This is a genomic window from Shewanella colwelliana, assembly GCF_001735525.1.
GTDB lineage: Bacteria > Pseudomonadota > Gammaproteobacteria > Enterobacterales > Shewanellaceae > Shewanella > Shewanella colwelliana.
Window position 1 is genome coordinate 35,409 of the sequence record NZ_MCBT01000027.1, and the last position, 26,720, is coordinate 62,128.

General features: G+C 44.8%; 23 protein-coding genes. 5 read left to right on the top strand and 18 right to left on the bottom strand.

Features of this window, described 5'->3' with window-relative positions:
• Positions 1–11: 11 nt before the first annotated feature.
• From trpS to rpe, 3 genes are read right to left on the bottom strand one after another with little or no spacing between them, the layout of a single operon-like run.
• A complete protein-coding gene (gene trpS / locus BEL05_RS09925) occupies positions 12–1,010 on the bottom strand; it encodes a tryptophan--tRNA ligase (protein ID WP_028764629.1) in 999 nt (332 codons plus the stop codon).
• A 5-nt stretch (positions 1,011–1,015) separates the two neighbouring features.
• Positions 1,016–1,714: a phosphoglycolate phosphatase gene (locus BEL05_RS09930; protein ID WP_069671075.1), complete on the bottom strand. Its 699-nt coding sequence runs from the start codon at positions 1,712–1,714 to the stop codon at positions 1,016–1,018.
• On the bottom strand, positions 1,714–2,391 hold the full coding sequence (rpe, locus tag BEL05_RS09935; protein ID WP_028764631.1) for a ribulose-phosphate 3-epimerase: 678 nt from the start codon (positions 2,389–2,391) through the stop codon (positions 1,714–1,716). The genes BEL05_RS09930 and rpe overlap by 1 nt, the downstream gene beginning before the upstream one ends.
• 214 nt (positions 2,392–2,605) lie before the next feature.
• Here rpe and BEL05_RS09940 point away from each other — a divergent pair, with 214 nt between their 5' ends.
• Positions 2,606–2,953, top strand: a complete 348-nt coding sequence (locus tag BEL05_RS09940) for a hypothetical protein (RefSeq protein WP_028764632.1) — start codon at positions 2,606–2,608, stop codon at positions 2,951–2,953.
• Entirely contained in the window at positions 2,919–3,137 is a 219-nt protein-coding gene (locus BEL05_RS20755; protein ID WP_083250337.1) for a DUF2970 domain-containing protein, read from the top strand. The genes BEL05_RS09940 and BEL05_RS20755 overlap by 35 nt, the downstream gene beginning before the upstream one ends.
• Here BEL05_RS20755 and BEL05_RS09945 read toward each other — a convergent pair.
• From BEL05_RS09945 to BEL05_RS09985, 9 genes are all read right to left on the bottom strand, one after another.
• Positions 3,134–3,973: a Dam family site-specific DNA-(adenine-N6)-methyltransferase gene (locus tag BEL05_RS09945; RefSeq protein WP_028764633.1), complete on the bottom strand. Its 840-nt coding sequence runs from the start codon at positions 3,971–3,973 to the stop codon at positions 3,134–3,136. The genes BEL05_RS20755 and BEL05_RS09945 overlap by 4 nt on opposite strands.
• 52 nt (positions 3,974–4,025) lie before the next feature.
• Positions 4,026–5,462, bottom strand: coding sequence for an AAA family ATPase (locus BEL05_RS09950; protein WP_069671076.1), 1,437 nt, complete (start codon positions 5,460–5,462; stop codon positions 4,026–4,028).
• 16 nt (positions 5,463–5,478) lie between these two features.
• A complete protein-coding gene (aroB, locus tag BEL05_RS09955; RefSeq protein WP_069671077.1) occupies positions 5,479–6,555 on the bottom strand; it encodes a 3-dehydroquinate synthase in 1,077 nt (358 codons plus the stop codon).
• 15 nt (positions 6,556–6,570) lie between these two features.
• Positions 6,571–7,086: a shikimate kinase AroK gene (aroK, locus tag BEL05_RS09960; protein WP_028764636.1), complete on the bottom strand. Its 516-nt coding sequence runs from the start codon at positions 7,084–7,086 to the stop codon at positions 6,571–6,573.
• Between the two features lie 216 nt (positions 7,087–7,302).
• Positions 7,303–9,354 (bottom strand): type IV pilus secretin PilQ, encoded by a 2,052-nt coding sequence (locus BEL05_RS09965; RefSeq protein WP_069671078.1) that lies wholly within the window; start codon positions 9,352–9,354, stop codon positions 7,303–7,305.
• A gap of 22 nt (positions 9,355–9,376) precedes the next feature.
• Positions 9,377–9,892 carry a pilus assembly protein PilP gene (locus BEL05_RS09970; RefSeq protein ID WP_028764638.1) on the bottom strand — a complete coding sequence of 172 codons (516 nt, stop codon included), beginning with the start codon at positions 9,890–9,892 and terminating at the stop codon, positions 9,377–9,379.
• Positions 9,889–10,512 (bottom strand): type IV pilus inner membrane component PilO, encoded by a 624-nt coding sequence (locus BEL05_RS09975; protein WP_028764639.1) that lies wholly within the window; start codon positions 10,510–10,512, stop codon positions 9,889–9,891. The genes BEL05_RS09970 and BEL05_RS09975 overlap by 4 nt, the downstream gene beginning before the upstream one ends.
• Positions 10,509–11,090, bottom strand: coding sequence for a PilN domain-containing protein (locus tag BEL05_RS09980; protein ID WP_028764640.1), 582 nt, complete (start codon positions 11,088–11,090; stop codon positions 10,509–10,511). The genes BEL05_RS09975 and BEL05_RS09980 overlap by 4 nt, the downstream gene beginning before the upstream one ends.
• A complete protein-coding gene (locus BEL05_RS09985) occupies positions 11,078–12,157 on the bottom strand; it encodes a pilus assembly protein PilM (RefSeq protein WP_028764641.1) in 1,080 nt (359 codons plus the stop codon). Before BEL05_RS09985 ends, BEL05_RS09980 begins: the two co-directional genes overlap by 13 nt.
• A 184-nt stretch (positions 12,158–12,341) precedes the next feature.
• Here BEL05_RS09985 and BEL05_RS09990 point away from each other — a divergent pair, with 184 nt between their 5' ends.
• The gene (locus BEL05_RS09990; RefSeq protein WP_069671079.1) at positions 12,342–14,894 is read left to right on the top strand and encodes a penicillin-binding protein 1A; all 2,553 of its coding nucleotides are present in this window, start codon (positions 12,342–12,344) and stop codon (positions 14,892–14,894) included.
• A gap of 163 nt (positions 14,895–15,057) precedes the next feature.
• Here BEL05_RS09990 and argH read toward each other — a convergent pair whose 3' ends face one another.
• The 5 genes from argH to argC all read right to left on the bottom strand — a co-directional run bounded on the left by argH (position 15,058) and on the right by argC (position 20,530).
• On the bottom strand, positions 15,058–16,428 hold the full coding sequence (gene argH, locus BEL05_RS09995; protein WP_028764643.1) for an argininosuccinate lyase: 1,371 nt from the start codon (positions 16,426–16,428) through the stop codon (positions 15,058–15,060).
• A 67-nt stretch (positions 16,429–16,495) separates the two neighbouring features.
• Positions 16,496–17,719, bottom strand: coding sequence for an argininosuccinate synthase (locus BEL05_RS10000; protein ID WP_069671080.1), 1,224 nt, complete (start codon positions 17,717–17,719; stop codon positions 16,496–16,498).
• 71 nt (positions 17,720–17,790) lie between these two features.
• Positions 17,791–18,696 (bottom strand): ornithine carbamoyltransferase, encoded by a 906-nt coding sequence (locus BEL05_RS10005; RefSeq protein WP_069671081.1) that lies wholly within the window; start codon positions 18,694–18,696, stop codon positions 17,791–17,793.
• A 41-nt stretch (positions 18,697–18,737) separates the two neighbouring features.
• Entirely contained in the window at positions 18,738–19,523 is a 786-nt protein-coding gene (argB, locus tag BEL05_RS10010; RefSeq protein ID WP_069671082.1) for an acetylglutamate kinase, read from the bottom strand.
• 26 nt (positions 19,524–19,549) lie between these two features.
• On the bottom strand, positions 19,550–20,530 hold the full coding sequence (gene argC / locus BEL05_RS10015) for an N-acetyl-gamma-glutamyl-phosphate reductase (protein ID WP_069671083.1): 981 nt from the start codon (positions 20,528–20,530) through the stop codon (positions 19,550–19,552).
• A gap of 540 nt (positions 20,531–21,070) precedes the next feature.
• Between argC and ppc the strand changes: the two genes are divergently transcribed.
• Entirely contained in the window at positions 21,071–23,707 is a 2,637-nt protein-coding gene (ppc, locus tag BEL05_RS10020) for a phosphoenolpyruvate carboxylase (RefSeq protein WP_069671084.1), read from the top strand.
• Positions 23,707–24,246, top strand: coding sequence for a YceB family lipoprotein (locus tag BEL05_RS10025; RefSeq protein ID WP_069671085.1), 540 nt, complete (start codon positions 23,707–23,709; stop codon positions 24,244–24,246). The genes ppc and BEL05_RS10025 overlap by 1 nt, the downstream gene beginning before the upstream one ends.
• A 25-nt stretch (positions 24,247–24,271) precedes the next feature.
• Here the strand turns inward: BEL05_RS10025 and BEL05_RS10030 are convergent, their stop codons facing one another.
• Positions 24,272–25,546: a CinA family nicotinamide mononucleotide deamidase-related protein gene (locus tag BEL05_RS10030; RefSeq protein WP_069671086.1), complete on the bottom strand. Its 1,275-nt coding sequence runs from the start codon at positions 25,544–25,546 to the stop codon at positions 24,272–24,274.
• Positions 25,547–26,720 lie beyond the last annotated feature (1,174 nt).

Below are 26,720 nucleotides of genomic sequence, written 5' to 3' on the forward strand. Positions count from 1 at the left end.
TTGGACGGCGACTATACAAGCAAGCCTATCTTTTCGTAAACTTTCTTAAGGGTTACTTCTGCACGAGCTTGTGCTTTTTCGGCACCTTCATGCATCACTTGATTCAAGAAAGTTTGATCGGCTCTGAACTCTTGATAACGCGCCTGCAAAGGTTCAAGCATACCGACGACAGCTTCACCTGCGGCCACTTTAAGATGACCGTACATCTTGCCTTCGAAATCTTTCTCAATACTAGCAATGCTTTGACCCGTCACACCTGACATCAAACTCAGCAGGTTAGAGACGCCTGGCTTATTTTCAACGTCAAATCGAACCACGGGTGGCTCATCGCTATCAGTCATCGCTTTCTTGAGCTTTTTCAATACGGCTTTAGGATCTTCAAGCAGACCGATAACATTGTTACGGTTATCATCTGACTTCGACATCTTTTTAAGCGGGTCTTGTAATGACATTACCTTAGCGCCGTGCTCAGGGATAAATGGCTCTGGAATTGTGAATGTGTCGCCATAGGCATTGTTGAAGCGAGTCGCAATATCACGAGTTAGCTCAAGATGCTGCTTTTGATCTTGCCCGACAGGAATTTCATTAGCCTGATACAGCAAAATATCTGCAGCCATTAATACTGGGTAACCAAATAACCCCACATTGATATTATTAGCGTGCTTTTGCGACTTATCCTTAAACTGCGTCATGCGGTTTAATTCACCCATTTGAGTGTAACAGTTCAGCGCCCACCCAAGTTGAGTATGCTGTGGTACTTGAGACTGAATAAAGACAGTGCTCTTTTTAGGGTCAACACCACAGGCCAAATACAATGCTAACGTATCTAAACAGGCTTCACGCAGTTTGGCAGGATCTTGGCGAACCGTGATGGCATGTAGATCAACCACACAGTAAAGGCAATCATGACTATCTTGCATCGCAACCCACTGACGTAACGCGCCCATATAGTTACCAATGGTTAATTCACCTGACGGCTGGGCACCGCTAAGAACGATAGGTTTAGTCATACGTTTTATTGCTCCATTACTTTTTGGCTGTCATTGATATGCGCCAATACTTCACTAAAGGTGTCACAAACGGCTGTTGGACCGCTGAGGCCAATATCTTCACCGTAGTTGTACCCATAGGTCAAGCCGATTGAAGAAATACCCGCTGCTTTCGCCGCTAAAATGTCATTTTTAGAATCGCCAACCATTAAAAGCTCGGTTTTATCCAACTGCCACTGTTGCAGCAGGTGATTCAGCGGCAATGGATCCGGCTTCATTTTATCAAGCGAGTCGCCACCCAGTACTTGCGTAAATAGATGACCAATCCCAAATGCGTCAAGTAACGGAATGGTAAAACGGTAAGGTTTGTTGGTCACAACCGCTAGTTGATAACCCATGCTATGTAACTGCTCTAATACATTAATCACACCATCATAGAGCTTACTATGACGTTGCAGATGCGCTTCATAATGCTTCATAAAGATTGGCATCGCTGCCTCTAGTCGCTGCGCTTCAACCGCTTCGCCTAAAGCAAAACTCAAGGCTCGCTCAATCAACACATGTGCGCCATTGCCCACCCAGCTGCGCACTTGTTCTTCACTACAACCGGTCAAGTTGAGTTCAGCAAGTGTTGCGTTGGTTGCCGCGGCAAGATCGGGTACGCTATCAATCAGCGTACCATCCAGATCAAAAGCGATCGCTTTAAAAGGTTTGCACTGTGCCATTACTTAGCATCTACCTTAGCGAGTTCGGCACGCATCTCGTCCACCACAACCTTGTAATCAGGCTGGTTGAAAATAGCAGAGCCAGCCACAAACATATCTGCGCCAGCAGCTGCGATGTCAGCAATGTTGTCAACCTTCACACCACCATCAACTTCTAGGCGAATATCATAACCACTGGCATCGATACGCTCACGCACCTGACGTAGCTTATCTAATGTCGCTGGGATAAATGATTGACCACCAAAGCCTGGGTTTACCGACATCAATAAAATCACATCGAGCTTGTCCATAACATGGTCAAGATAATGAAGTGGCGTTGCTGGATTAAACACTAAACCCGCCTTACAGCCGCCTTCTTTGATAAGCTGCAGGGTGCGATCGACGTGTTCTGATGCTTCTGGGTGAAACGTAATAATAGAAGCCCCAGCATCAATAAAATCTGGGATGATACGGTCTACAGGTTTCACCATTAGGTGAACATCAATCTCCGCAGTAATGCCGTAGTTACGCAAGGCTTGGCACACCATAGGGCCTATTGTAAGGTTCGGCACATAGTGATTATCCATCACATCGAAGTGAACAACATCTGCACCTGCTTTTAGTACAGCATCAACATCTTCCCCTAAACGGGCAAAATCGGCAGATAAGATAGAGGGAGCAATTAGAAATGGGCGCATGGTGAACTCGCTAATTTGAGTAAGAAATACGCTATTCTACCTTATAGGCTTTGCCACGCTCTAGGGCTTATCGAGCATTAAACGTGCTTTAGCTCAGAAATGAGCTAAATTCATTATCAAATATTAAATTGAGGTCAAATAAATGTTCAAAATATGAACTCATTTGCTATAATGTGGCGACCTATGATGTTTGTAAAATCCACAGGATGTAGAGATGAAAGCGAAAAATAAACTTTCAGCCAGCATTAAATCAGCTTCTATTTTAGCTGTGTCTGCTGTTGTAGTCGGGATGACTGCCGTAGGTGTACAAAACCTTACCGACACTGCGTCGAACTCAGCCTGCGTCTGTGATGGCAATAATAGTTACAACTCTTCACTACCCGCTAGCCACCCAAGCAACCGCTGCGCACAAGAATCTGACAATGTGAGTTGGACAAATTGGTTTGCCGGAAAGAGTCGTTCTAATCAATTTCATTTTGTCGATTTGTTAGAGTTACTTCATGGGCATCAAGATAGCCCATTGAGTGATGCGAAACCAACGAGCCAACAGAATCGCCTCTAGCAATCAGCGCTTCTATCAGCTGCTATTAAGTACACTAGCAGCTTTTTTCGGTGTCCAAACCGAACAAAACCGCAGCAGAGACTTCCAATCTCAATCACCAATCCCATTCATTTTAATGGGGATATTGTTAGCTTTCATCTTAGTTATTGGGCTGATTTTTATCGTAAAGCTAGTATTACATTAATCGTTTTCGCTATGATACCTGTCATCATATAATGCCATTAATTCATCAACCTTCTTACGACCACTGCCATTTTGGCTGATGTTACGCTGCACTTGAATCGTATCAAAGCGCGCGCCATGATAGAGCTCACGCGTCAAGGCAATATCATGATTACTAATTAATACAGGAATGCCGCGTTCAATGGCGGTATGACGAGACTTTCTCGCTAATAAAGCCTGATCATCTAAACTGAATCCCGACCCGACATAGGTCGTAAAACTCGATGTCGTCGACAGTGGTGCATAAGGGGGATCGCAATAGACCACATCGCCCTGCTTGGTCAAATCAAAAGCTTGCTCGTATCCCACACAGCGAAACTCCGCTACCTGTGACTTCTCCGCAAAGGCTTTTATCTCCTCCTCCGGAAAATAGGGTCTTTTATATGAACCAAAGGGGACATTAAACCCTCCTTTCTTGTTGTAACGACATAAGCCGTTAAAACCATGACGGTTCATATAAAGAAAATATACCGAACGAAGAAAAGGATCACTAGTTAGATTGAACTCTGTACGAACTTGATAATAGGTTTCTTTATCGTTTTTGGCATCAGTAAACATCGCTTTTGCCGCGGTGATATATTTCTCAGGCGTGGTTTGCACAATCTTATACAGATTGATGAGGTCCTGATTGATATCACACAACAAATAACGCTTATACTGAGTGTTAAGAAATACCGAGCCTGCGCCAACAAAAGGTTCAACGAGTCTGTCGCCTTGAGGAAGGTGTTGGGTGAGCGCATCAACCAGTTTAAATTTTCCACCAGCCCACTTAAGAAAGGCTCTCTGTTTTTTAATCATCTAAATCGATTGAATGCGAAATGAAAACAAGTTTCCGATTGTACTCTGTTTATCAATGAATTTCACGAGTCGGGAGACTTTGTTGTAACTCATATTGAGATAAATCTGCCCAAGCTCTTAACCAAGGTTGAGCAATCCCCTTAGTGTTCACCAATTGCTTTGCCTGCTGGCGCGCAAGTTCGACTGATGCAAACTCACCATAGAGCACAACCCAACGGCGTTTATAACGAGCCACTTTCACCAACTTAGGGGCATCAATCTGTGCCAATACCTGATTAAGAGATTTGAGCTGCTTTACACTTGCAAGTTGCAGTGTATAGCCAATAGGCTCATGGGATTGTTGACTCAAATCAATCGTATTTCCAGCCTTTGAAATTACCTCTACCTCCGCCTGGATAATCGGTACAGGTTCCGTTGCGGCAAAAACTTCCACCGCATCCGCCTGCACATCAGTTTGAGTAACAGGCTCGGGTGCACTCTCTTCTATAGTCGTGATGTTAGCGCTCTTGGCCACCTTGGTAGCGACATCAATATCGATCTCTATTGGCTCTATGTTATCTGTTACGCTTGCCGAATCTTGATTTTTATTGCCAGCAAGTGCCGCGGTATAAGCATTCTGGCGCTCTGCAAAATAGCGATGTAAAAGCTCCTCTCCATAAGCATAGTTTTCTCGACTCGCTTGGATTTCAGCCACCGTATTCTCTCGCCCCAGAGTGACAAACTCATCCTCTTCAAGCAATGCATAAACAATTGCCAACGCAACCAAGATACCCAATCCGATAGCGATTGGTAGCCGCCAACGGTTTACAGCTTTTGCTTGCGGGGTGTCATTTAGCGCTAGATATAACAGATTAACAACCTCAACAGGCAAGCCCGATTGCAGCTGTAACTGTTGACGTACAATATCCCTTGGTGTGAAAGGTGTTTGCTCACTGCGACTTAACAAAGTGTAATACAGCGCTTCACGTTCTTTTTCTGGCAAGGCTTCGACATTCATCGGCAGGACTAACTCATGCTGACTCTCTGGAAGTTGCGCCAATAACTGTGACAAAAAGGCTTGGTTAGTCGTCAATGTTAAATTTATCTGTTTACCACTCACAACGATCTGACTTAACACCATGCACTCAGCCCACAACGCTAAAGGCATAAGGTGAGCATCATCAAGGACAATATGACAGGCATGAGGCAGAACATCTGCAAACTGAAGCAGAGTTTCGGGCAGCGGGATTTCGTCATCAAAGACAGGCTCTGATAACAATTGTACTAAAATTTTTCGGCGAATCTCATTACTGTCAGCATGCATCGGACAGGTGACTAATGCGGAGCTCACATGCTCCAACTCATCGACCAAGGCGGTGACTAGGGTAGTTTTACCAGCACCATCATCACCAACTAATACGGTTAATTGCTGGCCGTAAAGCGCCACATGCTGCAACCGGTGCAGCAAGGCTTCTTGACTAGGTAGTAATACTGATGTTTGAAAAGTCACTTATTCACCACACAATTTAGGCGCGGCCAATAACCTCTTCAAGAAGGGACTCTGAAACCTCGCTAAAAATACCTGCTTGGCCCAGGGCTTCAGGCAAAACTAAACGGAGTTTTCCTTGCAGTACTTTCTTGTCTCGCCGCATATGTTTCATGAACTGCTCAAAATTCATAGTATCTGGCGCTTCGGTTGGTAGATCGAACGCGTTAAATATCGCTTCAATGCGACAAACGATTGACTCATCAATGAGCGCCATCTTACATGATGTTTTAGCAGCAAGTACTGTGCCAGCGGCGACAGCCTCTCCATGCAACCAATTGCCATAGCCCATCTCAGCTTCGATAGCATGGCCAAAGGTATGGCCGAGATTTAATAGTGCCCGAACACCTTGTTCGGTCTCATCTTGAGTGACCACCTCAGCCTTAATCTCACAGCAACGGGCAATTGCATACTTCAATGCATCCTCATCTAATGACTTTAGCGATTCCACATTATCTTCTAGCCAGGTAAAGAAATCTTTATCCCAAATAATGCCGTACTTAATCACTTCCGCCATACCTGCTGCAAACTCACGAGCAGGGAGAGTACTTAAACATCTTGTGTCGATCACCACCACTTTGGGTTGGTAAAAGGCCCCGATCATATTTTTACCCAACTGATGATTCACTGCGGTTTTACCACCAACAGATGAGTCAACTTGGGACAGCAATGTTGTCGGTACCTGAATAAAATCGATACCACGTTGATAACAAGCTGCGGCAAATCCGGTCATGTCACCAATCACCCCGCCACCTAATGCGACAAGCACAGTATCTCTGCCCAAATTCTGCGAGAGCAGTGAGCTAAAAATGGTGTCCATCTGTGTCAGGGTTTTATACTGTTCACCATCAGGAAGAATAACTGGTGCAGCACATTTAAAAGGTGACAATAGCGCCTGTAGCTTATTCAGATACAGGGGCGCTACTGTGTCATTAGTGACGATAAGAACGTTTTTATTCTGAAGGTATGGTTCGAATAATTCGAGCTTCTCCAGTAGATTCGGGCCAATATAAATAGGGTAACTACGTACACCAAGTTCAACCTGAATCCTTTCCATTCTACCGCCTAATGATTAAAAGCCTAACTGTTCAATAATTTGATTTGCAACGACTTTTGCACTCTGTTCATCGGTTTTAACGATCACATCAGCAATCTCCTCGTAAAGAGGATTACGCGTTGCCGCAAGGTTTTCTAACACCTCACGAGGATCATCAACTTGCAGTAGAGGACGACGCTTATCACGCTGCGTACGAGCCACTTGCTTGTCGATAGTTGTTTCTAAATAAACCACAATTCCACGAGCAGAAAGGTTATTACGAATATCCTTGCTCTGAATTGATCCGCCGCCAGTTGCTAAAACAATACCTTGTTTTTCAGTTAAATCAGCGACAACTTGTGTTTCGCGACGACGAAAGCCTTCTTCGCCTTCAACGTCAAATACCCACGCGATATCCGCACCAGTGCGGCTTTCAATTTCTTGATCGGAATCGTGGAACTCTAAATGGAGCATCTGCGCCAGATGACGACCTATAGTGCTTTTACCAGCCCCCATAGGACCTACTAGGAAAATATTACGTTTTTCAGCCATTGCTTTTACGTCTGAATCTTATATGAAGTTTGCCTACGCCAACCGAAAAATCAGGCCGACCTTAAATGTTACCTTGCTCTAATGAGACTTGACCACGGATTATCTCAGTTAACCCCCCTTAAACGCAAGGGCAGTGAGTAAATTCTGTGAAATTAGACTAAAGCATAAAAAAGCCAGCGATTCCTCGCTGGCTTCAATGCGTCTAAAATTGGTGAATTAGATATCTTCTGAAATAATCTTAGGTGTAACAAAAATTAGCAACTCTTGGCGCTCATTTTTGTCCGTTGTATTTCTGAATAAGTAACCCACAAACGGGATATCACCTAAAACAGGAACCTTGCTGACTCTATTTATCAACTGCTGCTGGTAAATACCACCTAATACAATGGTTTCTCCGTGATCGACCAATACCTGGGTACCGATACGCTGCGTATCAATAGAAACCGCTTGACCTAGAGGCGTATCAACCGTTTTACCTTGTGAGTCCTGGGTGATTTCAAGGTCTAAAATTACTCGATTATCAGGGGTGATCTGAGGCGTTACCCTTAGCGACAATACCGCCTTTTTAAACTGCACCGTTGCCGCACCACTTGATGCCGACTCAACATAAGGGATCTCTACACCCTGCTCAATATAGGCAGCTTTTTGGTTAGACGTGGTAATACGCGGACTCGCAATAATCTCACCCTTACTTTCCTGCTCTAGGGCACTCAGCTCAAGGTCTAATAAGGTACCGTCAGCCAACTTAGCAACATGAAACGCTATGCTTGTCGGGTTAGCAACCGCTGCGGGTAAATTAACGTTAAGTCGATCGCCTAAACTCGGAACAATACCGTTAGCGATATCATTGGCACCCTCTAGGCTACCTGACGTCCCTTTACTTCCTTGCTGATCTGTCACACCCCATCGAATACCTAGATCTTCAGAAACATCATCTTTAACCGTCACCATACGAGCTTCAATTAACACTTGCTTGATGGGTATATCGAGTACTTCTATCAGGCGATGGATATTCTCTAAGCTTTCTTCGGTATCTTTTACTAACAATGTATTAGTGCGGTCATCAACGGCTACTGTACCTCGAGCAGACAACAAACTAGAGTCATCCCCTTTGAGTAACTCGGCAATATCGGTAGCTTTAGCGTAGTTGATCTGCAAATACTCAGAGTACAAGGGCGCAAGCTCTTTCACCTCTTGTTGATTTTTAAGCTCTTGGCTCTCACGAATGGCCATCTCTTCAGCTGGTGCAACCATTAAGATATTGCCTTCAACACGCTTATCTAAACCTTTGGTTTGCAGAATCAAATCAAGCGCCTGATCCCAAGGTACATCATCAAGTCTTAGGGTGATATCCCCCTCAACGGTGTCACTGGTAACCAAGTTAAAGTTATTATAATCGGCAATAATCTGCAGTACGGTTCTTACAGAGATACTCTGAAAGTTCAAAGATAAAGAACGGCCGTCATATTTCTTCTCCTCTTTTACAACTGTCGCTCTTTCTGCCTTATTGATGCTCAACCTAAAGAGGTTACCCTCTTGCTTGTAGTTATAATCATATTGACCGCTAACATCGATTAGTAATCGAGTCGTCAACTCCTCTTTGAAGGTTTCAAAACTCTTGACTGGTGTGGCAAAGTCTTGGACGTCCATCACATACAAGAGATCCGATGCGATATCAGTGTTGTACAGTTTCAGTTCTAATTTGGCACCAACTTGCTCGACATTTGCGGCAACTGAAGAGTTATTAAGCTTCACAAGAAGCTCTCCACCACCATTTGCTAAACGTCTAAAGTCGATATTTTTAATGCCATTTACAAATGGATTTGATGCAGTCTCATTTCGGTTAGCCACCTCATCATTTATCGTTAAGCGATAAGTATTGCCCATCGCTTTACCTTGATAGGCCTTAACCTTACTCAAATCGACAAGCACCTTGAGTTGCTCACTTTCTTGCGTCATCGACACAGAGGTGACACCCACATTGTTAATCGGCAATTTATCTTTCTCTAAGCCCGATACACTGTCATCAAACCCCAATATGATCTGAGCTGGTGATGCGTTGAGATTAACTTCAGGCTCAGTAACACTCTCTTCAAAAACCAATTGCAATTCGAGTTGATGATCAACAACCGAGTGATATTTAACATCCACTAAGCGGTTCGCTGCTGAAGAATACGGCGCCATACCCATAATTAATGCCAACCCTAAGGCAGCCTTAATAACAGGAGACATATTTAATAATGCGTTTTTCGCGGCAGAAGATTCCATTATTCCCTCATCCTTCGCTTGTTTATTCACCAGTAAGTTCCATATTGCTTGTTCTTTCAGCCCAGCAACCTGATCCATCTGGAATTAATTCAATTATTTCGACCGTTTGCGGTGTTACTTTAGCAATGCGACCATGATAAAGACCTAAATATTCACCAAGACCTAAACGGTAAACACTTCCATCATTTGTTTCTATCAACGCCCAAATATCTTGGCTTTCACTCAAGGTACCACGCATTTTCAAATTATCTAACGCGTAAGTTTCTAAACGGCTTTTACGTCGTTTTAAATCGGGCTGCAAACAGTCTTTGGTTGTATCGATCACTTCTTCTGTTAATTCTCGTGAAGGCGGTACAAAAGGACTACGCATTAATTCCGCTTGATAGGCGAAATGCTCAAATTCAGGTGTTTCTTTTAATGGTGGAACATGAGCAACATGCTGTGCTTTGGTCGTGGTCACAAATAGCTCTAAGTCACTTTTGTCACCCATACAACCCACTAAAAGTATGCTAAGGATTAACAACGGTAGCTTTTTCATTTTTTAGCCCCCTTTGCACCCTTCTCTGGAGGCAACTCAGCTCCCTCCTTAAATCGATAAGTCTTTGCGAGAATCTGCATGTTCAGCATTCCTTGGTCATTTCTTTGAATAACAAAGTCATGCAAACTCACAATTCGCGGCAATTTAGCAACACCACTAACCAGTTGACCCATTTCATGATAATCACCACTGACGGCCATGCTAATTGGAAACTCAATATAAAAATCTCGTTGAATCTCCTCTTGCCACTCTAAGCTCTGAATACCAAGTCCCGAGTCTGTTGCCACAAACGTGAGGTCATCGAGCAACCCTGGCATCTCATTTTTAGACGGCAACATTTTAAGCAGTTCAGCAAACTGAATTTCCATCACTGCAAGCTGCTCACGGTATAATTTAAGGTTAGCCGCTAATTGGTATTTTGCTTTAAAATCATCTCGTAAAGTAATTTCTTTATCTTGTTCTACGGTCAAGACATCAATTGCATCGGCAATAAACAAAAAATAGCTTGCTATAAAAATTAGAATTGCCAGAAATGATGCAAAAACAACCTTAACCTGAGTAGGCCAGCCACCTATGTTCTCAAAATCAATATCATTAAATTGGCTCAGATCGAGTTTCATTTGCTCGCTCCTTGAACCGGCTTCATATCGCCAGTACTGTCATCACCGATCGTCACTTTTAAGCTAAATCGCTGTAACTGACGCATCTCTTCATTTTGAGAAACTATCGACTGCATATTGGGATCGTGCAACCACATTGAGGTAGTCACTTTACGCATCATATTAGCGACGTTATTATTCGATTCACTGCGACCTTCTATCCACAATAAGCTGCCTTTTTTCTCAATGCTGGATAAATATATTCCAGGAGGCACTATGCGAACCAATTCATCTAAAACGTGAGTCGGCAAATTTCGGGCTTGTTGTAGATTTAAAATAATCTCTGTACGACGCTCAATGTCTTTCTTGCGTTCACGTATTTTCTTAATCTCTGCAATCTGTTTTTCTAACAGTTGAATTTCAGACTGCAAGTAGGCATTTCTGTCACGCTGATTATCGGTCATCATATCAACAACCATTAACGCCATATACACAACTAAAGACGCGCCAATAAAGACCGCAGCTAAAATTCCTAAATAGTCACGCTTTTGCTTTTCACGTGCTTCTTCACGCCAAGGTAAAAGGTTTATGTTCGCCATTGAGAGTAACTCCTCAGCGCTAAACCACACGCAACCATGTATTTATTTATATTAGGCTGCAAACGATTTTTCACATCTTCATCCGCGTGTAAACAACCTAAGAAAGGATCTGCGATAATAGCGTGAACGCCGAGCTCATTCGTTAATAAGTTGGCCATCCCTTCTAACTTTGATGTGCCACCACATAATACAATGTGATCCACTTTATCTTTGCCGCTAGATGTACAATAAATTTGCAGTGTTCTTTTTATCTGCTGCAACAACTGAGTCTGAAACGGTGAAAGAACTTCGAACATATAATTACGTGGTAAGTCGCCCTCAAGCTTTGCTTTCTCAGCTTGCTCATGTGACATACCATAGAAGGAGAGTATTGACTGGGTGAACTGTTCGCCACCAAATGCTTGTTCACGGATAAAGGAAGTTTCACCATTTTCAACGACCGAAAATGTTGTCATGTTGGCACCAATATCCACCAGCGCCACCACTTTGCCTTCAGCAGCATTGGGTAATTGTGCCGCAATAAGCTCAAATGAACGCCCTAGAGCATACCCCTCAATATCAACAACTTTGGCCTCAAGGTTGATATCATCAAGGCTATCAACTCGAGCATCGATATTCTCAGTGCGACATGCACTCAACAGCACGTCGACTTTACTCGGGTCGGTGGTGTTTACGTTGAGCGTTTCAAAATCGATGCTGACTTCATCAAGCGAGTATGGAATAAGATTGTCGGCTTCGATTTCAATCTGAGTTTCCATCTCCTCTTCGCTTAATGCAGCATCCATATAAATAACTTTAGTCATCACTGCCGATCCAGAAACAGCAACGGCTGCGTATTTTGTCGCCTTTGGAAGTGATCGCTTGATCAACCTCAACGACTCTAACACCGCATCTGCATCTCTTATTTCATGATCATTAACGGCGCCTTTTTTTACCGGCACCGCAGCGTGACTCACAATTTTATAACCATCAGCAGTCTTACTCAGCAGTATTGCCTTGACCTCGTGAGAACCGATATCGATACCCACCATCTGCGGAGCCTGACGCTTCCATAAATTTGAAAGCATAGTCCATCGTCACTTTTGTTATTGTTTCAGGAATTAGATTAGCACAAAATCAACTCGTTATAGATATTTGTACAAAATGTTTATAACTTTTACAATTGCCATTTTTTTGACGACTGTTTTTACTTCACCATTAGCTGCTCGCCTTATATACTATTGTGCCTGCTATATTTATTGGAATAATCTGGTGAAGTGGTTTAAACGAATTACCATCGCTCTATTTAGCCTCGTCCTTTTGGGTATCGGCGCAGTCGCTGCTGCCTATTTTTATGTGCTGCCCGAGCTTCCTGATGTTACCACTCTCAAAACAGTAAAATTGCAAACTCCGTTACGAATTTTCAGTGCGGATGGCGAATTAATTTCACAATTTGGAGAAAAACGCCGCATCCCTGTCGAATATGAGCAAGTGCCGCAACAATTGATCAATGCAGTGCTCGATACAGAAGATGCACGTTTCTTTGAGCACAAAGGCATCGACCCTATTGGTATTGTGCGTGCCGCAGTTATTTTGGCCACTACAGGTAAAAAGAGCCAAGGCGCAAGTACAATCACGCAGCAGGTGGCTCGAGGTTTTTTTCTTTCTCGCGAAAAAACATATATTCGTAAGATAAAAGAGATCTTCTTAGCGCTTAAAATTGAAAAAGCGCTTTCAAAAACCGAAATTTTAACCCTCTACCTTAACCGCTCTTTTTTAGGTAACCGAGCCTACGGTGTTGGGGCTGCTGCGCAAGTTTATTACGGCAAAGAGCTCGAACAGCTGTCACTGCCAGAGATGGCGATGATTGCAGGCCTGCCTCAAGCGCCATCGGCTGCCAATCCCATTCGTAATCCTGAGCGCGCGATGAATCGTCGCAACTGGGTACTTAGCCGTATGCTTGAAAAACAGAATATTACTCAAGCCCAATATGACGAGGCCATTATGGCCCCTATCACTGCTCGCTATCATGGGGCGGAGGTAGAGCTATACGCACCTTATATTTCGGAGATGGCGCGTGATTACCTTGTTGCACAATACGGCGAAGAGGAAGCCTACACTGGCGGCTATAACGTTTACACCACCGTTGACTCAACCTTGCAGCAACAGGCACAACAAGCCCTCAGAGACAACGTATATGCGTATGACGAACGTCATGGCTATCGCGGTGCAACTCAGCAAATATGGTCAGATCAAATACCTAGCAATCAGTCGATTATCGACACCCTTAAAAAGACAAGAGGATTCCAAGGACTTCAGCCTGCAGCGGTCGTGAGCGTGGCAGAACAGAGTGCACAAGTGCTCATTAGTTCAGGAGAGTTAATCAATCTTGAATGGCAGGGTTTAAAATGGGCACGTAAGTTTATCTCGAATAAACGTCAGGGCAGTGCTCCAAAATTGGCCAGTGATGTGGTGACTGTTGGTGAACAGGTCTGGATTAGAAACAATGGCGATGCTTGGCAATTATCACAAATACCCGAGGTAGCAAGTGCTATCGTTTCTTTAGATCCGCACGATGGTGCCATTAAAACATTAGTCGGTGGCTATAGTTTTCACACCAGTCAGTATAACCGAGTGACTCAAGCAAAACGGCAATTAGGCTCTAATATCAAGCCATTTATCTACACAGCTGCGATTGAAAAAGGTTACACGCTCTCGACACTTATCAATAATGCACCGATTAATAATGCCGACACTCGTCAAGGGACTGCTTGGCGCCCTAAAAACTCGCCAGACAAGTACACAGGGCCAACGCGTCTTCGTGTTGGACTCGCGCAGTCGATTAACGTGATGTCTGTAAGAACAATGCGCTACACAGGCTTAGAAACCGCTATCGATACCCTAGTCAAATTCGGCTTTAGCCGAGAAGATATGCCTAGAAATGAATCTTTAGCCTTAGGCTCTCCGTCAGTAACTCCCCTACAGGTAGTCACTGCATTTTCGGTTTTTGCTAATGGCGGATACCGTGTTGAGCCCTACTTTATTAAGCGTATCGACAATGCCTATGATCAAACTATTGAACAGGCAAAGCCAACCTTAGCGTGCACACCACCAGCACCGATTGAAAATGTTCCAGCAGCCAGCGACGATCCTTTTGCGGCTATGGCTGGTGAATTTGAGCAATCCTATTTAGCTAACGAACAGGCAAACGCCAGCGCTAATGAGCAATGTCCTGTGGACGCTCGTCACGCGGAGCAGATTATTTCAGAACAGACGGCCTTCCTCATCACTGAAGCATTAAAAAGCGTGATTTGGGGCGGTGGTGATTGGAGTAAAGGAACCGGTTGGAACGGGACCGCTTGGCGAGCGGCCAGAGTCGTTAATCGTCGAGATATTGCAGGTAAAACTGGTACAACTAACGAATCTCGTGACACATGGTTTAGTGGCTTCAACCCTAAATTGGCGACAACCGTTTGGGTCGGCTTTGATGACCATAGTCGAGAACTGGGTAGAACAAGTTGGAATGCAAATGGTGCTAAAGACCAGATATCTGGCGCTGAAGCGGGGGCAAAAACAGCGGGGCCTGGCTGGAATGAGTTTATGAAAATGGCACTAGCCAATACACCCGTTGTCCAGATGCAGCCGCCAGAGGGTATAGTCTCTGCACGTATCGATTTAGCAACAGGCAAACTCAGCCGTAAGAGTGATCACACTACTGCATTTGAGTATTTTGTCGCAGGTACAGAACCGACAGAATTTGCAACCGAAGCACCCACCCAAGGTGATATCTTTATCGACAATTCGGTCGAAGATCTCTTTCAATAATCAAGCTGCCAGAGCGAAGCAATCGTTTTGCTTTGGCATGATCAACTGATTTAAGAGATTTTAATAGTCATTTCATTGCGCCAAAATTTTGATGCCACAAGAAATTACAGCATAAAAAAACCTGCAACTGCAGGTTTTTTAATCACTAAAAGTTAGCAATAAGCTATTTTTGTTGTAATTTGACCGCTAGTGCAGACTTGACCTGCGGTAATGCTGTGCCGCCTAGCGCTTCTCTTTTAGCCAAACATGAGTCAATGGTCAAACATTGATAAACATCTGAACCAATAACCTTGGCAAATGTTTGCAACTGCTCAAGCGCAAAGTCTTCGATCGGTTTTTTATCAGCAATGGCAGCAACAACCACCTCACCGACAACATGATGCGCCTCTCTAAACGGCATCCCTTTCGCCACAAGATAATCCGCAAGTTCAGTAGAATTAGCATAGCCTTGCTGTGCGGCTCGCAATGTATTCTCCCGATTAACTTTTAGACCCGATAACACTAAGGCTGCCATTTCCAAGCAGATAGCCCAGCTATCCATGACATCAAACAACCCCTCTTTATCTTCTTGCATATCCTTGTTGTAGGCCAGAGGCAACGCCTTCATTGTGGTTAAAATACCCACTAAGCTACCGTAGACACGTCCCGTTTTGCCGCGTATAAGCTCCAGTGCATCAGGATTTTTTTTCTGTGGCATCAACGAAGAACCCGATGTAACTTGATCATCTAGCTCAATAAATCCTGCCTCACCGCTATTAAAGAAAATAAGATCTTCAGCCATACGGCTCAAATGCATCATACTAATAGAGGCATCACTGCATAATTCAATAACATGATCCCTGTCAGATACCGTATCTAAACTGTTCAGCGTCGGAGCAGAGAAACCTAATGACTGCGCTAATGCATGCCTGTCCATCGGATAGGCGGTCCCCGCTAGAGCACCAGTACCCAAGGGACAAGTATCCGCGCGCTTTAAGGCATCTTCCAAGCGGCTAATGTCTCGCTCAAACATTTCAACATAGGCCAAACACCAGTGGCCAAAGGCAACAGGTTGTGCACGCTGAAGATGGGTATAACCAGGCATCACTGCATCGAGTTCGCGCTCAGTTAATGCCAGTAATGCAGCCTTTAATCCACCCAACAGTTGTAGCAGTTGCTCACCCTCCTTTTTGCACCATAGCTTAAGATCTGTCGCCACTTGGTCATTACGAGAGCGTCCAGTGTGCAGCTTTTTGCCTAAATCACCGACTTTTGCAATAAGCGACTGCTCGACAAAACTATGAATATCTTCGGCACCTGAAGCCAAAATCAATTCAGGCTGATCTTTAACTTCTAGCAGCAGGTCATTCAAAGCCTGTTGCAAGGCATCACATTCAGTTTGCGTAAGAATGCCGACTTGGGTTATTGCACCCGCCCAAGCGATAGAACCGACAATATCTTCTTCAATAAGGCGATAGTCGACTGGTAGTGAATCATTAAAAAGTTTAAATAGAGCGCTGCTCTCCTGACTGAACCTTCCACCCCATAACGCCATTTTGATACCCTCTTATAAAATGAAGGGGCGTTAACCGCCCCTTTTAAAGCTTATTCAACTAAGATGACTACTTTGTATTCAACGCTCTAATACGGCTCGCAAGCGAATACAAACGAATAAACCCTTCCGCATCTTTTTGATTATAAACATCATCTTCGCCAAAAGTCGCAAATGCTTCTGAGTACAAGCTATTCGGTGAGCGTTTTTTAACAGCCTGTGCTTGCCCTTTGTAAAGCTTAATCACCACCTCACCATTGACCAACTTAGCTAATGGTTCAGAAGCACCAAGTAACGACTCGCACAACGGCGTAAACCAACGGCCATCGTAGACCAAATGAGCCATTTGAGCGCCAATTTGCTCGCGCCACTCGCGGCTACTCTTATCTAATACTAACTCTTCGACGGCGCGCAATGCAGCAAACATCACTGTGCCACCGGGTGTTTCATAGCAGCCACGAGATTTCATGCCAACAAGACGGTTTTCAGTAATATCGATTCGACCGACACCATGAGCCCCAGCAATGCTATTAAGCTCCATCAATGCATTGTATGGTGACAAAGCTTCACCATTCACCTTAGTGATGCGGCCAGCCTCAACTTCAACGGCAACATACTCTGGTTCATTCGGGGCTTCTTCTGGCGCAACAGTCATGGTCCACACGCCCTTACTTGGCTCGTTCCATGGATCTTCTAGTTCGCCCCCTTCATGGGATATATGCCATGCGTTAGCGTCACGGCTATATATTTTGGTGGCTGAAGCTGTGGTTTGAATATTACGTTCGGCAAGATAGTCGAGTAGATCTTCCCGGCTCACCATCTCCCATTCGCGCCACGGCGCAATCACTTTTAAGTCAGGAGCTAGCGCAGCAAAGCAACCCTCAAAACGCACCTGATCATTGCCTTTGCCTGTACAACCATGGCATACCGCATCGGCACCAACTTTGCGAGCAACTTCCACCTGTGCTTTAGCAATAATGGGCCGTGCCATTGAGGTTCCTAATAGATAAGTTCCCTCGTAAATAGCGCCTGTAGCGATCGTTGGATAGATATAGTCAGTTACCAACTCCTCTTTCAGGTCAACGATGTAGCACTCTGATGCCCCCGATGCGATGGCTTTGTCATATAGCCCTTCAAGTTCCGCATCGCCTTGGCCGACATCGGCACAGAAAGCAACAATTTCGCAATCATCATAGGTTTCTTTTAACCAAGGGATAATTGCCGAGGTGTCGAGTCCGCCTGAATACGCGAGTACCACTTTTTTAACTGAAGACTTACTTGTATCAATCGCCATCTTTTGTTTCCTAATTTCGATATCTTATCTCGTCAATAACCTTAGACGAGATATTGAATATAAAGTGTTTATTAACCTAACAGTTTTACCAATACCGCATTTTGTGCATGCATGCGGTTTTCAGCTTGTTGCAAAATTAAAGAGCCAGTGCCATCGACAACCTCAGCAGTCGCTTCAACTTCTCGGTATGCGGGCAGACAGTGCATGAAAAACTTAGCACCAACTTTATCCATCAATGCTTGGTTTACTTGATACGGTGCAAATTTTGCTTTTATCTCATCTAAACTTGCGTTGTCGCCCATTGAGATCCAGGTGTCAGTGTAGATCGCATCTTGGCCTGATATCTGCTCAATGTCTGATGTCAGTATTAAGCTACCACCATTTTCAGCAGCAATAGCTTGCACCTCAACAACAACCTGCCCATCAGGGAAGTGTCCTTGCGGACAGACAACGGTGATGGTGGCCCCTAACAGCGCAGCACCATACATCAGCGAGTGAGTCACATTATTGCCGTCACCCACATAAGCTAACTTCACCTTGCTAAGATCATCAAACTGTTCAGATAGGGTTAGGAAGTCGGCAAGCCCTTGGCACGGATGATACATATCCGATAACGCGTTAATTACTGGTACCGTGCCATGTTCAGCTAACTGCTCAATCGTCGAGTGAGCAAAAGTCCGCGCCACAATGGCGTCAGCCCAACACGAAATATTTGCAGCAAAATCAGACACTGGTTCGCGCTTACCTAGTGCGCCATTTTGCTGATCCAGATAGAGGCAGTGCCCACCCAACTTATTAATTCCAATATCAAAACTCACCCTAGTTCTCAACGATGGCTTTTCAAATAACATCACCACACTTTTACCATCTAACGCCTTGCGATATTGAGCCGGATTCGTCTTGATCTCTTTGGCGAGTGAAAGGATCTCTAGCAGTTGTTGCTTACTCAACGCTTTAATTGATAATAGATGGTTCATGTTCTAGCTCCTGCAAAATACTCTGAATTCAATCAATGGGCTTAGTCTGGCAATACCTGCGTGCCAATAGCCTCACCTTTCACTAAGGCGTTAAGTTGCTCTGCATCACGCCAAGAGGCAACCTGAACAGGCTGCCCCATCCACTGCGCAACTTCTAGTGCGGCCTCAACCTTTACCTTCATCCCTTTATCGATCACTCCCAATTTGGTGAGTTCATCGGAATGGGGCTTACTTAGAGATTGAATTAACTGGCCTTTACCGTCGAGGACACCGCTCACATCTGACAACAAAACTAACTGACCATTGACCAGTTTCGCGATAACCGCCGCAGCTTGATCAGCATTAACATTAAGCAGTTGCCCCAATTCATCAATCGCGATTGAGCTCACTATCGGCATCCAACCTTTTGCCAAGATAAAGTTTAAATAGGCCGCATCGTTAGGCATAACCTCACCCACAAAACCTAGCTGTTCATTTTTAATTTTGGCAGTAACAATGCCGCCATCCCCTAAGCTCATGCCAACACAGGTGATTCCCGCCTTAACTGCTGCACCCTGCAACAACTTATTAGAGGTCCCCGCCAACGCGCCCACCACGACAGGGATCTGTTCCGCAGGTGTCACTCTTAAACCATCTAGCTTCTGGGTCACCATGCCATTAGCAGTTAACTGCTCATCGACAAAGCATCCTCCGCCATGGACCATTATCACTGACTGCCCCTTGTTTATCATCGCAGCCGCAGCGCTCATCAACCTCGCCATGCCCATTTCACACTGGAGCAATGCACCACCAACTTTAAGTACTAAGGGCTTTTTCTCTAATGACATTATGCTGTTCTCTTTTACTATAAACATTACAAACAAAAATGAATCTTTATGCACTGATGAGCTTGACTTGCTGCGCCCTTCATCAGATTATCGATAGCACTTGCCACCACCAAATAGCCTGTGCTCGCGTCAAACTTCCATCCAACAAGGCAATTAGGGGTATTGACCACATCATCTATCTTAGGAAATTTATTTTGGCTAACGTGGACGAGTGGAGAGTCATTATAAATCGCATAAGCTTGAGCGATATCCGCCTCTGTGACACCCGGCTTTAACTGCACCGTGATAGTTGCTAATATCCCACGCTTAAAATTACCTAGATGTGGGGTGAAAATAACCTCTTGGCCCAATTGAGTCGCAATTTCTGGCTGATGACGATGCCCGAGCACTCCGTAAGGCGTCAGACTCACCTCACAAAAGCTGGTATGCAGCTGCGCTTTTCTACCAGCGCCAGTCACACCGCTCACCGCATTAATAACTGGCAAGTTTTCTGTCATCAATGACTTCAAAGGCTTAAGCGCAGTTAAAGAGGCGGTCGGATAACAACCTGGTACCGCAATCATCTTACTATTGGCGATATCTTTAGCGTTCCATTCGGCCAAACCATATACAGCATTAGCCAGAGTGTCAGGGTATTGATGCTCAAAACCATACCACTTCGGGTATTGCTCAATATCAGTAAAACGGTAAGCACCACTGAGATCAAAGACCGCCAAACCTTGCTCATAAAACCAAGCAGCTAAATGTAAGCTTACGCCGTGATCTGTAGCCAAAACCACTGCGTCCGCTTGCGCCACTATTTGTAACTTGGCGGCATCAGTCAGAGGTGAAAGACAGGTATTGATATGGCAGTACATTGGGTATAGCTCCGCAAGGCTTTTGCCTTTATCCAAGCTATTTTCAGACACATATAAACCTTGAATGGCAAGGTTTTCATCCGCTTTAATCAATGCTGTGATCTGTGCGCCGGTGTAACCACTGGCACCGATGATGGCGATGTTTTTCATACTTAATGACTTCTATTAATTAACAACAAAAAGAAAAAGAGAGGGGGCACTACTTAAGCCCTGGTAAAAAATACCAATAATGACAAGTTTATCGTCGCAGGAAGTTGTTACATCTAGCCTTATAGTTAGTTTTTAAGTGTGAAATATTCATTTTTAATCTCAGTGTCAAACCACGAATCAAGGCGTTTGCCTCAGTTGCGTTCAAGATTACCACGATAAATTAATTATGCAAATATTTTGAATTAGTATTTATAGCTTTTTTATTATAAATAGCCAGTACGACCAACGTGACGGCAAATATAATCACATTCGTTCATCATCATTTAGCCTGCATACTGAGGTAGCCATTCAGACCAAAAACAGTTTGCTATACACCCTGTTGTCTCCAGCATTACAGATATACAATGCGCAAAATCACAACGAATGGTAGGCAGCGAGTGATGTGGAACACATAAGCTTATAATATCGAGAAGAAGGATATTGACCTAGCACCGACAGGCTAGGTATTGTGGTTGATTAAACTTTAGGTATGGAGCAATTATGGCTGATATGTACGCCTCGTTACGATCAAATGTGGGTACCCTTGGGCAGATCCTTGGAGACACAATTCGCACGCATTTGGATGAGCCATTTTTAGACAAGATTGAGCAAATTCGCCATTTAGCTAAGAGTTCCCGCCAGGGTAACGATGACGCTCGCGAACAGATGCTAACACTCCTTGCTGCACTGCCTGATGATGAACTGGTTCCTTTTGCTAAAGCATTTAACCAATTTCTCAATCTGGCTAATATCGCGGAGCAGTTTCATACCATTAGTCGTAATTGCGACGAACTCGTCTGTGTGCCAGACCCTGTAGAGCAGTTGCTGGGACGAATGCTAAGTGGTCCGGTTAATCAAGAGAAGATGCTTGAGTGTTTAGAATCACTCGATATCGACTTAGTGTTGACCGCGCACCCGACCGAAATATCAAGACGTACCTTGATTCAGAAATACTCTGCAGTAGTCGACAGCCTGCAAACACTAGAGAACCCTCAACTCACTGAACGGGAAAAAAAGCAGCATCATTTGCGGCTACGACAACTTATCGCACAGATTTGGCATACCAATGAAATTCGACATGAGCGCCCAACGCCAGTGGACGAAGCAAGATGGGGCTTAAGCACCATCGAAGCCTCTTTATGGCAAGCGGTACCCGACTTTCTACGCCAGCTAAATGAACAAGTCGAGGAGCGTACAGGAAAGCAGATCCCAACCGATATTGCGCCCGTTCGCTTTTCAAGTTGGATGGGGGGAGACAGGGACGGTAACCCATTTGTTACCGCAACAGTGACCCAAGAGGTGCTGGACAGAAATCGCCATACAGCGGCACGCCTGTACCTCAAAGATGTTGTTCTGCTCGTCAATGAACTCTCGATGGAAGAAGCTAACGATGAACTATTGGCATTGACCAACAATAGTCACGAACCCTATCGAGATGTACTACGCAGCCTTAGACACAAGTTAAGAGATACCATCGACTATCTCAATGAGCGCCTAGAAGGGCACAACCCAGAGACAGACGTAAAAGAGCTTATCTGGCATAAAGATGATTTAGAAGTGCCTTTAACACTGCTGTATAAGAGTTTGACTGAATCTCGGATGAGCCTGATTGCCAACGGCCTGCTCCTCGACATGTTGCGTCGTCTGGCCTGTTTTGGTATCCACATGTTGCGTCTGGATATCAGACAAGACGCCCAACGCCATAGTGATGTGATTGCCGAGCTGACCCGCTACCTAGGCATGGGGGATTACAATCATTGGGACGAAAGTGAAAAACAGGCATTCTTATTACGAGAACTTACGGGTAAACGACCGCTAATCCCTCACAACTGGCAACCCAGTGATGAGGTGGCCGAAGTGCTTAAAACTACCGCTCTTGTCGCGAGTCAACCAGCGCAAGCATTGGGCTCCTATGTCATCTCTATGGCAAGCCAACCGTCAGATGTACTTACGGTCCTGCTGCTACTTAAAGAAGCGGGCTGCCCACACCCTATGCGTGTGGTGCCGCTGTTTGAGACCTTAGATGATTTAAACAACTCGGCAAATTGCATGTCAGCCCTGTTCGCCATTGATTGGTATCGAGGCTACTGCAAAGGCGTTCAAGAAGTGATGATCGGTTATTCTGACTCAGCCAAAGATGCTGGCGTCATGGCCGCAGCTTGGGCGCAATATAGAGCCCAAGAAACACTCGTAGAGATATGTAAACAAGCTGATATCAAACTAACCCTATTCCATGGCCGTGGTGGCACCATAGGTCGCGGCGGTGGACCAGCTCACAAAGCCATCTTATCTCAGCCTCCAGGCTCCGTAGACGGGCGTATACGTGTTACCGAACAGGGTGAAATGATCCGCTTTAAATTTGGCCTGCCCAAATTAGCGGTGCAAAGCCTCGCGCTTTACACCTCTGCGGTGATGGAGGCGACATTGTTACCGCCGCCAGCACCGAAACCTGAATGGCGTGATGCCATGGAGCGTCTTGCCCAAGACTCTGTGCAAGCCTACCGTGCTATCGTCCGCGAAGAACCTGACTTTGTGGCCTACTTCCGCGCAGCGACTCCTGAAGTTGAGCTAGGAAAGTTGCCGCTAGGCAGTCGGCCTGCTAAACGTCGTGTCGATGGTGGCATTGAAAGCTTGCGAGCCATCCCTTGGATCTTTGCTTGGTCGCAGAACCGTCTAATGCTGCCAGCTTGGTTGGGTGCGGGTGAAGCACTGCAGGCCGCAACGGGACGAGGTGAGCTTGAGTTGCTACAAGAGATGGAAAAAAGCTGGCCGTTTTTCGAAACGCGTATTTCTATGCTTGAGATGGTTTACGCCAAAGCCGAACCAAACTTGGCTAAATACTATGAAACTTGTCTTGTACCAAGTGAGCTACATCATCTAGGGGAGGAGTTACGTGCTCGCATGGCATCTGGTATTAAAGCTGTGCTTGCCTTAACCGAGTCAGCTTCATTGATGTCCCATACGCCTTGGAACCGAGAGTCGATTGAATTACGCAACCCTTATATCGACCCGCTTAACTTTTTACAGGCGGAACTGCTCGCCCGTACTCGTAAGGATGAAGCAGCAACTAGTAATGTCGAGCTAGCTTTAATGCTAACAATCGCTGGCGTCGCAGCAGGCATGAGAAATACCGGCTAATGATAAAACATTTGCTCATAATCGCTACCCTGCTTGTATTGACTGGCTGTGTCAGTCAATACAGCATCACAGAGAAAGCGTTAGCCAACTACCTCAACAATGAAATTCATTTCGAAGTCAAAGAGGGTAACCAACTCTTTGGTATCGAAATGAAGGTCAATGATGTTGACGTTCGCTTAGGCCATAAAACAGATACCATGGCTATCGAAGCACATAGCACCATTAAGATAAGAAACCCTCTAATGCCTATCAAAGCCCAGCTCACAGCACAATTTGAAGCAAAGCCTTGGTATGATGCCAACACGCATAGCGTTTATCTGCGAGATCTCAACTTAGTGAAGGTAGAGTCATCGCCCAAAGAGATAGAAAACACACTAAAATCAGTTGCCCCACAAGTCATGAGCTTTTTAACTCACTTTCTAACAACACAACCCGTATATGTGTTGGATATCAAAGAGAGTAATCAAGCCCTCCTAGCGGAGATGACTAGACGTATTGAAGTACAACCAGGGAAACTGAAATTAATATTTAAAGAGTAGTGCCACGTAATGGCACTATCATCCATTACTTAGCAAAACGTGCGTAAGAAGCGTAATCGACAATAACGGGCTCATCATCCAAAGCGCGCCTCAACATGTCATACGCCACGGCAGAACTGAGTTGTCGTACTAATTCCCGTGAACGGGCAGGAAACTTTAACATCTGGCTATAGACCCCTTTCGACGTAGCCAAACCAATAGCAACTGTCCCAACAGGTTTTTGATCGCTTCCCCCATCAGGACCCGCAATGCCACTTGTCGCTAACCCATAATCACTGCCAATTAACGTCCTAGCGCCTTCAGCCATCTCCTCTACTGTCGCAATAGAGACTGCACCATGATCATCTAATGTCTGAGGATTAACACCAAGCACAGCCACTTTTGATTCATTACTGTAGGTCACCAAGCCATGATGAAGATAGGCTGAACTCCCCGGGAAAGCCACCAGACCACTGGTGATCAATCCTCCCGTACAAGATTCTGCAACACTTAAGCTTTGAGCTCCTTCCAGCAACCGCTCATGAACAACTTGTGCAAGTGAACTGCGTTCCTCAGCGACAATAACATTTCCTAATAGGGTCTTTACAAGAGCGACGATATTAGCAAGACTTCCAATCGCTTCTTCACCACGAGCAAATAGCTTTATTTCGATATAAGGCATAAAGGAGCGATAGCCTACAGTTACACCCTCCGGCAGGTCGATTTGTGTCAGCTTATCGGCTAATGACGACTCACCATACCCTAGCGTCAACAGCTTGCGCACTGACACTTCAACATGCTCATTTGTTTGTGATTGTACAAAAGGAATAAACTGCTCATTCACCATGCGCTTAAATTCAAAAGGCACACCAGGCGTGAAGAATAGCCAAGCTTGGTTAAGTTTTACTCTAAACCCGCACGCGGTACCTACGGGATTATCAACCATCACAGCCGATTCTGGTAACATTGCCTGCTTAAGATTACTGACAGGCATCACACGGCCATTACGTGTAAACCACTCCTCCAATCTCAACCGCCAAGGTGTACATTCCACCAACGGCTCTCCTTTAGCCAACGCCATCGCTTCGGAGGACATATCATCACTTGTTGGACCAAGCCCACCATTAACCAAAATGATATCTGCATGATGACTACGCCCCTGAAACACTGCAATAAGATCATCCAAGCGATCTCCGACAGTAATGCGTTGCTGCATCTCAATACCTTGGTTCATCAATGCATTAGCAGCCCACGCAGCATTGGTATCTATAATCTGTCCAGACAGCACCTCTTCTCCAGTGCAAATCATCTCTATTTTCATAACTATCCCTTGGGACCTTGTACTAATCTTGCCCTAAGGTAGGCAACACAAGATTCAATAGCAACTTTTTTCCAAACAATCCCTTAAATCCCACTAGACATAGGTTCTATCTACGTATCACCCACCATTGTTACAAAGCACAAACAACACTCCAAACTCGTCCAATCTATTCAATACGGTAAACAAAATGAAAAATCATGTTTATAAAACTGTTCTAATGGTTGTTATATGTGTATCGCCATAAACGCCCATCCTTCCGTTGACATATTTTTGAAAATTGATGACATTGAAGGTGAAAATCAAGATAGTCAGCATCAAACGGAAATAGACCTACTAGTCAGGTCTTGAGCGTAAGTAGCGATTCGCGAAGAGTCTGTATAAAAGATCTTAGCATCACTAAATTTATTGGTACCACCTCACCCAAAATGCTAATGAATCATGTAACACATACTCGATATCCCACAGCAAGGTTAACAGCGGAATCAGATCAACAGAGTATATTGTTATTGACCTTAGCGATGCATGGGTATCCAGACTATCCACAGGAGGTTCTGGCGGGGAAGACCGACTAACAGAAAAGGGGACGTTGAGCTTTGAGGAGTTAACCTACAGCTACACGCCACAAAACAGAGATAGCAGTAGCGGTGACGTGATTTCATCCACGATATCTAGCCAACAGTTTAAATAAATTCGATTAAGTTGATAACCATGAATATTGCGACGCTGTAATTTTATGATCGAAAAGCCTCAGCGTAACTAGAGCACACCTTTTACTCATCAAAATAAGCCGTGACACCAAACGAATAAAGCTCTGCACTTCAGATGAGGCTTACGTCTTAATGGCAGCGTAGCGGACTTGTTCTTATCTAGAGACAGCCCGGCTACCTCTAATGAAAGCCCTAAAGCTCCATATATGGAGTGAATACTAAAATTTGTCTGGAACAATTTCAGTCCAACTGAACGACGATGTGCATGATATACAAAAGTATGTCGACCATGGATGGTCAAAAGTGACCGCTCCGTCAGCAAGAACTTACCTACTTCACCTTGTGCAGTCATGACCATGTCTCTGAAAAACAGACATGAAAAAGCCCTAGCATTGCTGCTAGGGCTTATCGTAATGTTGGCGGAGCGGACGGGACTCGAACCCGTGTGCCTTCGGCACGCATGACAG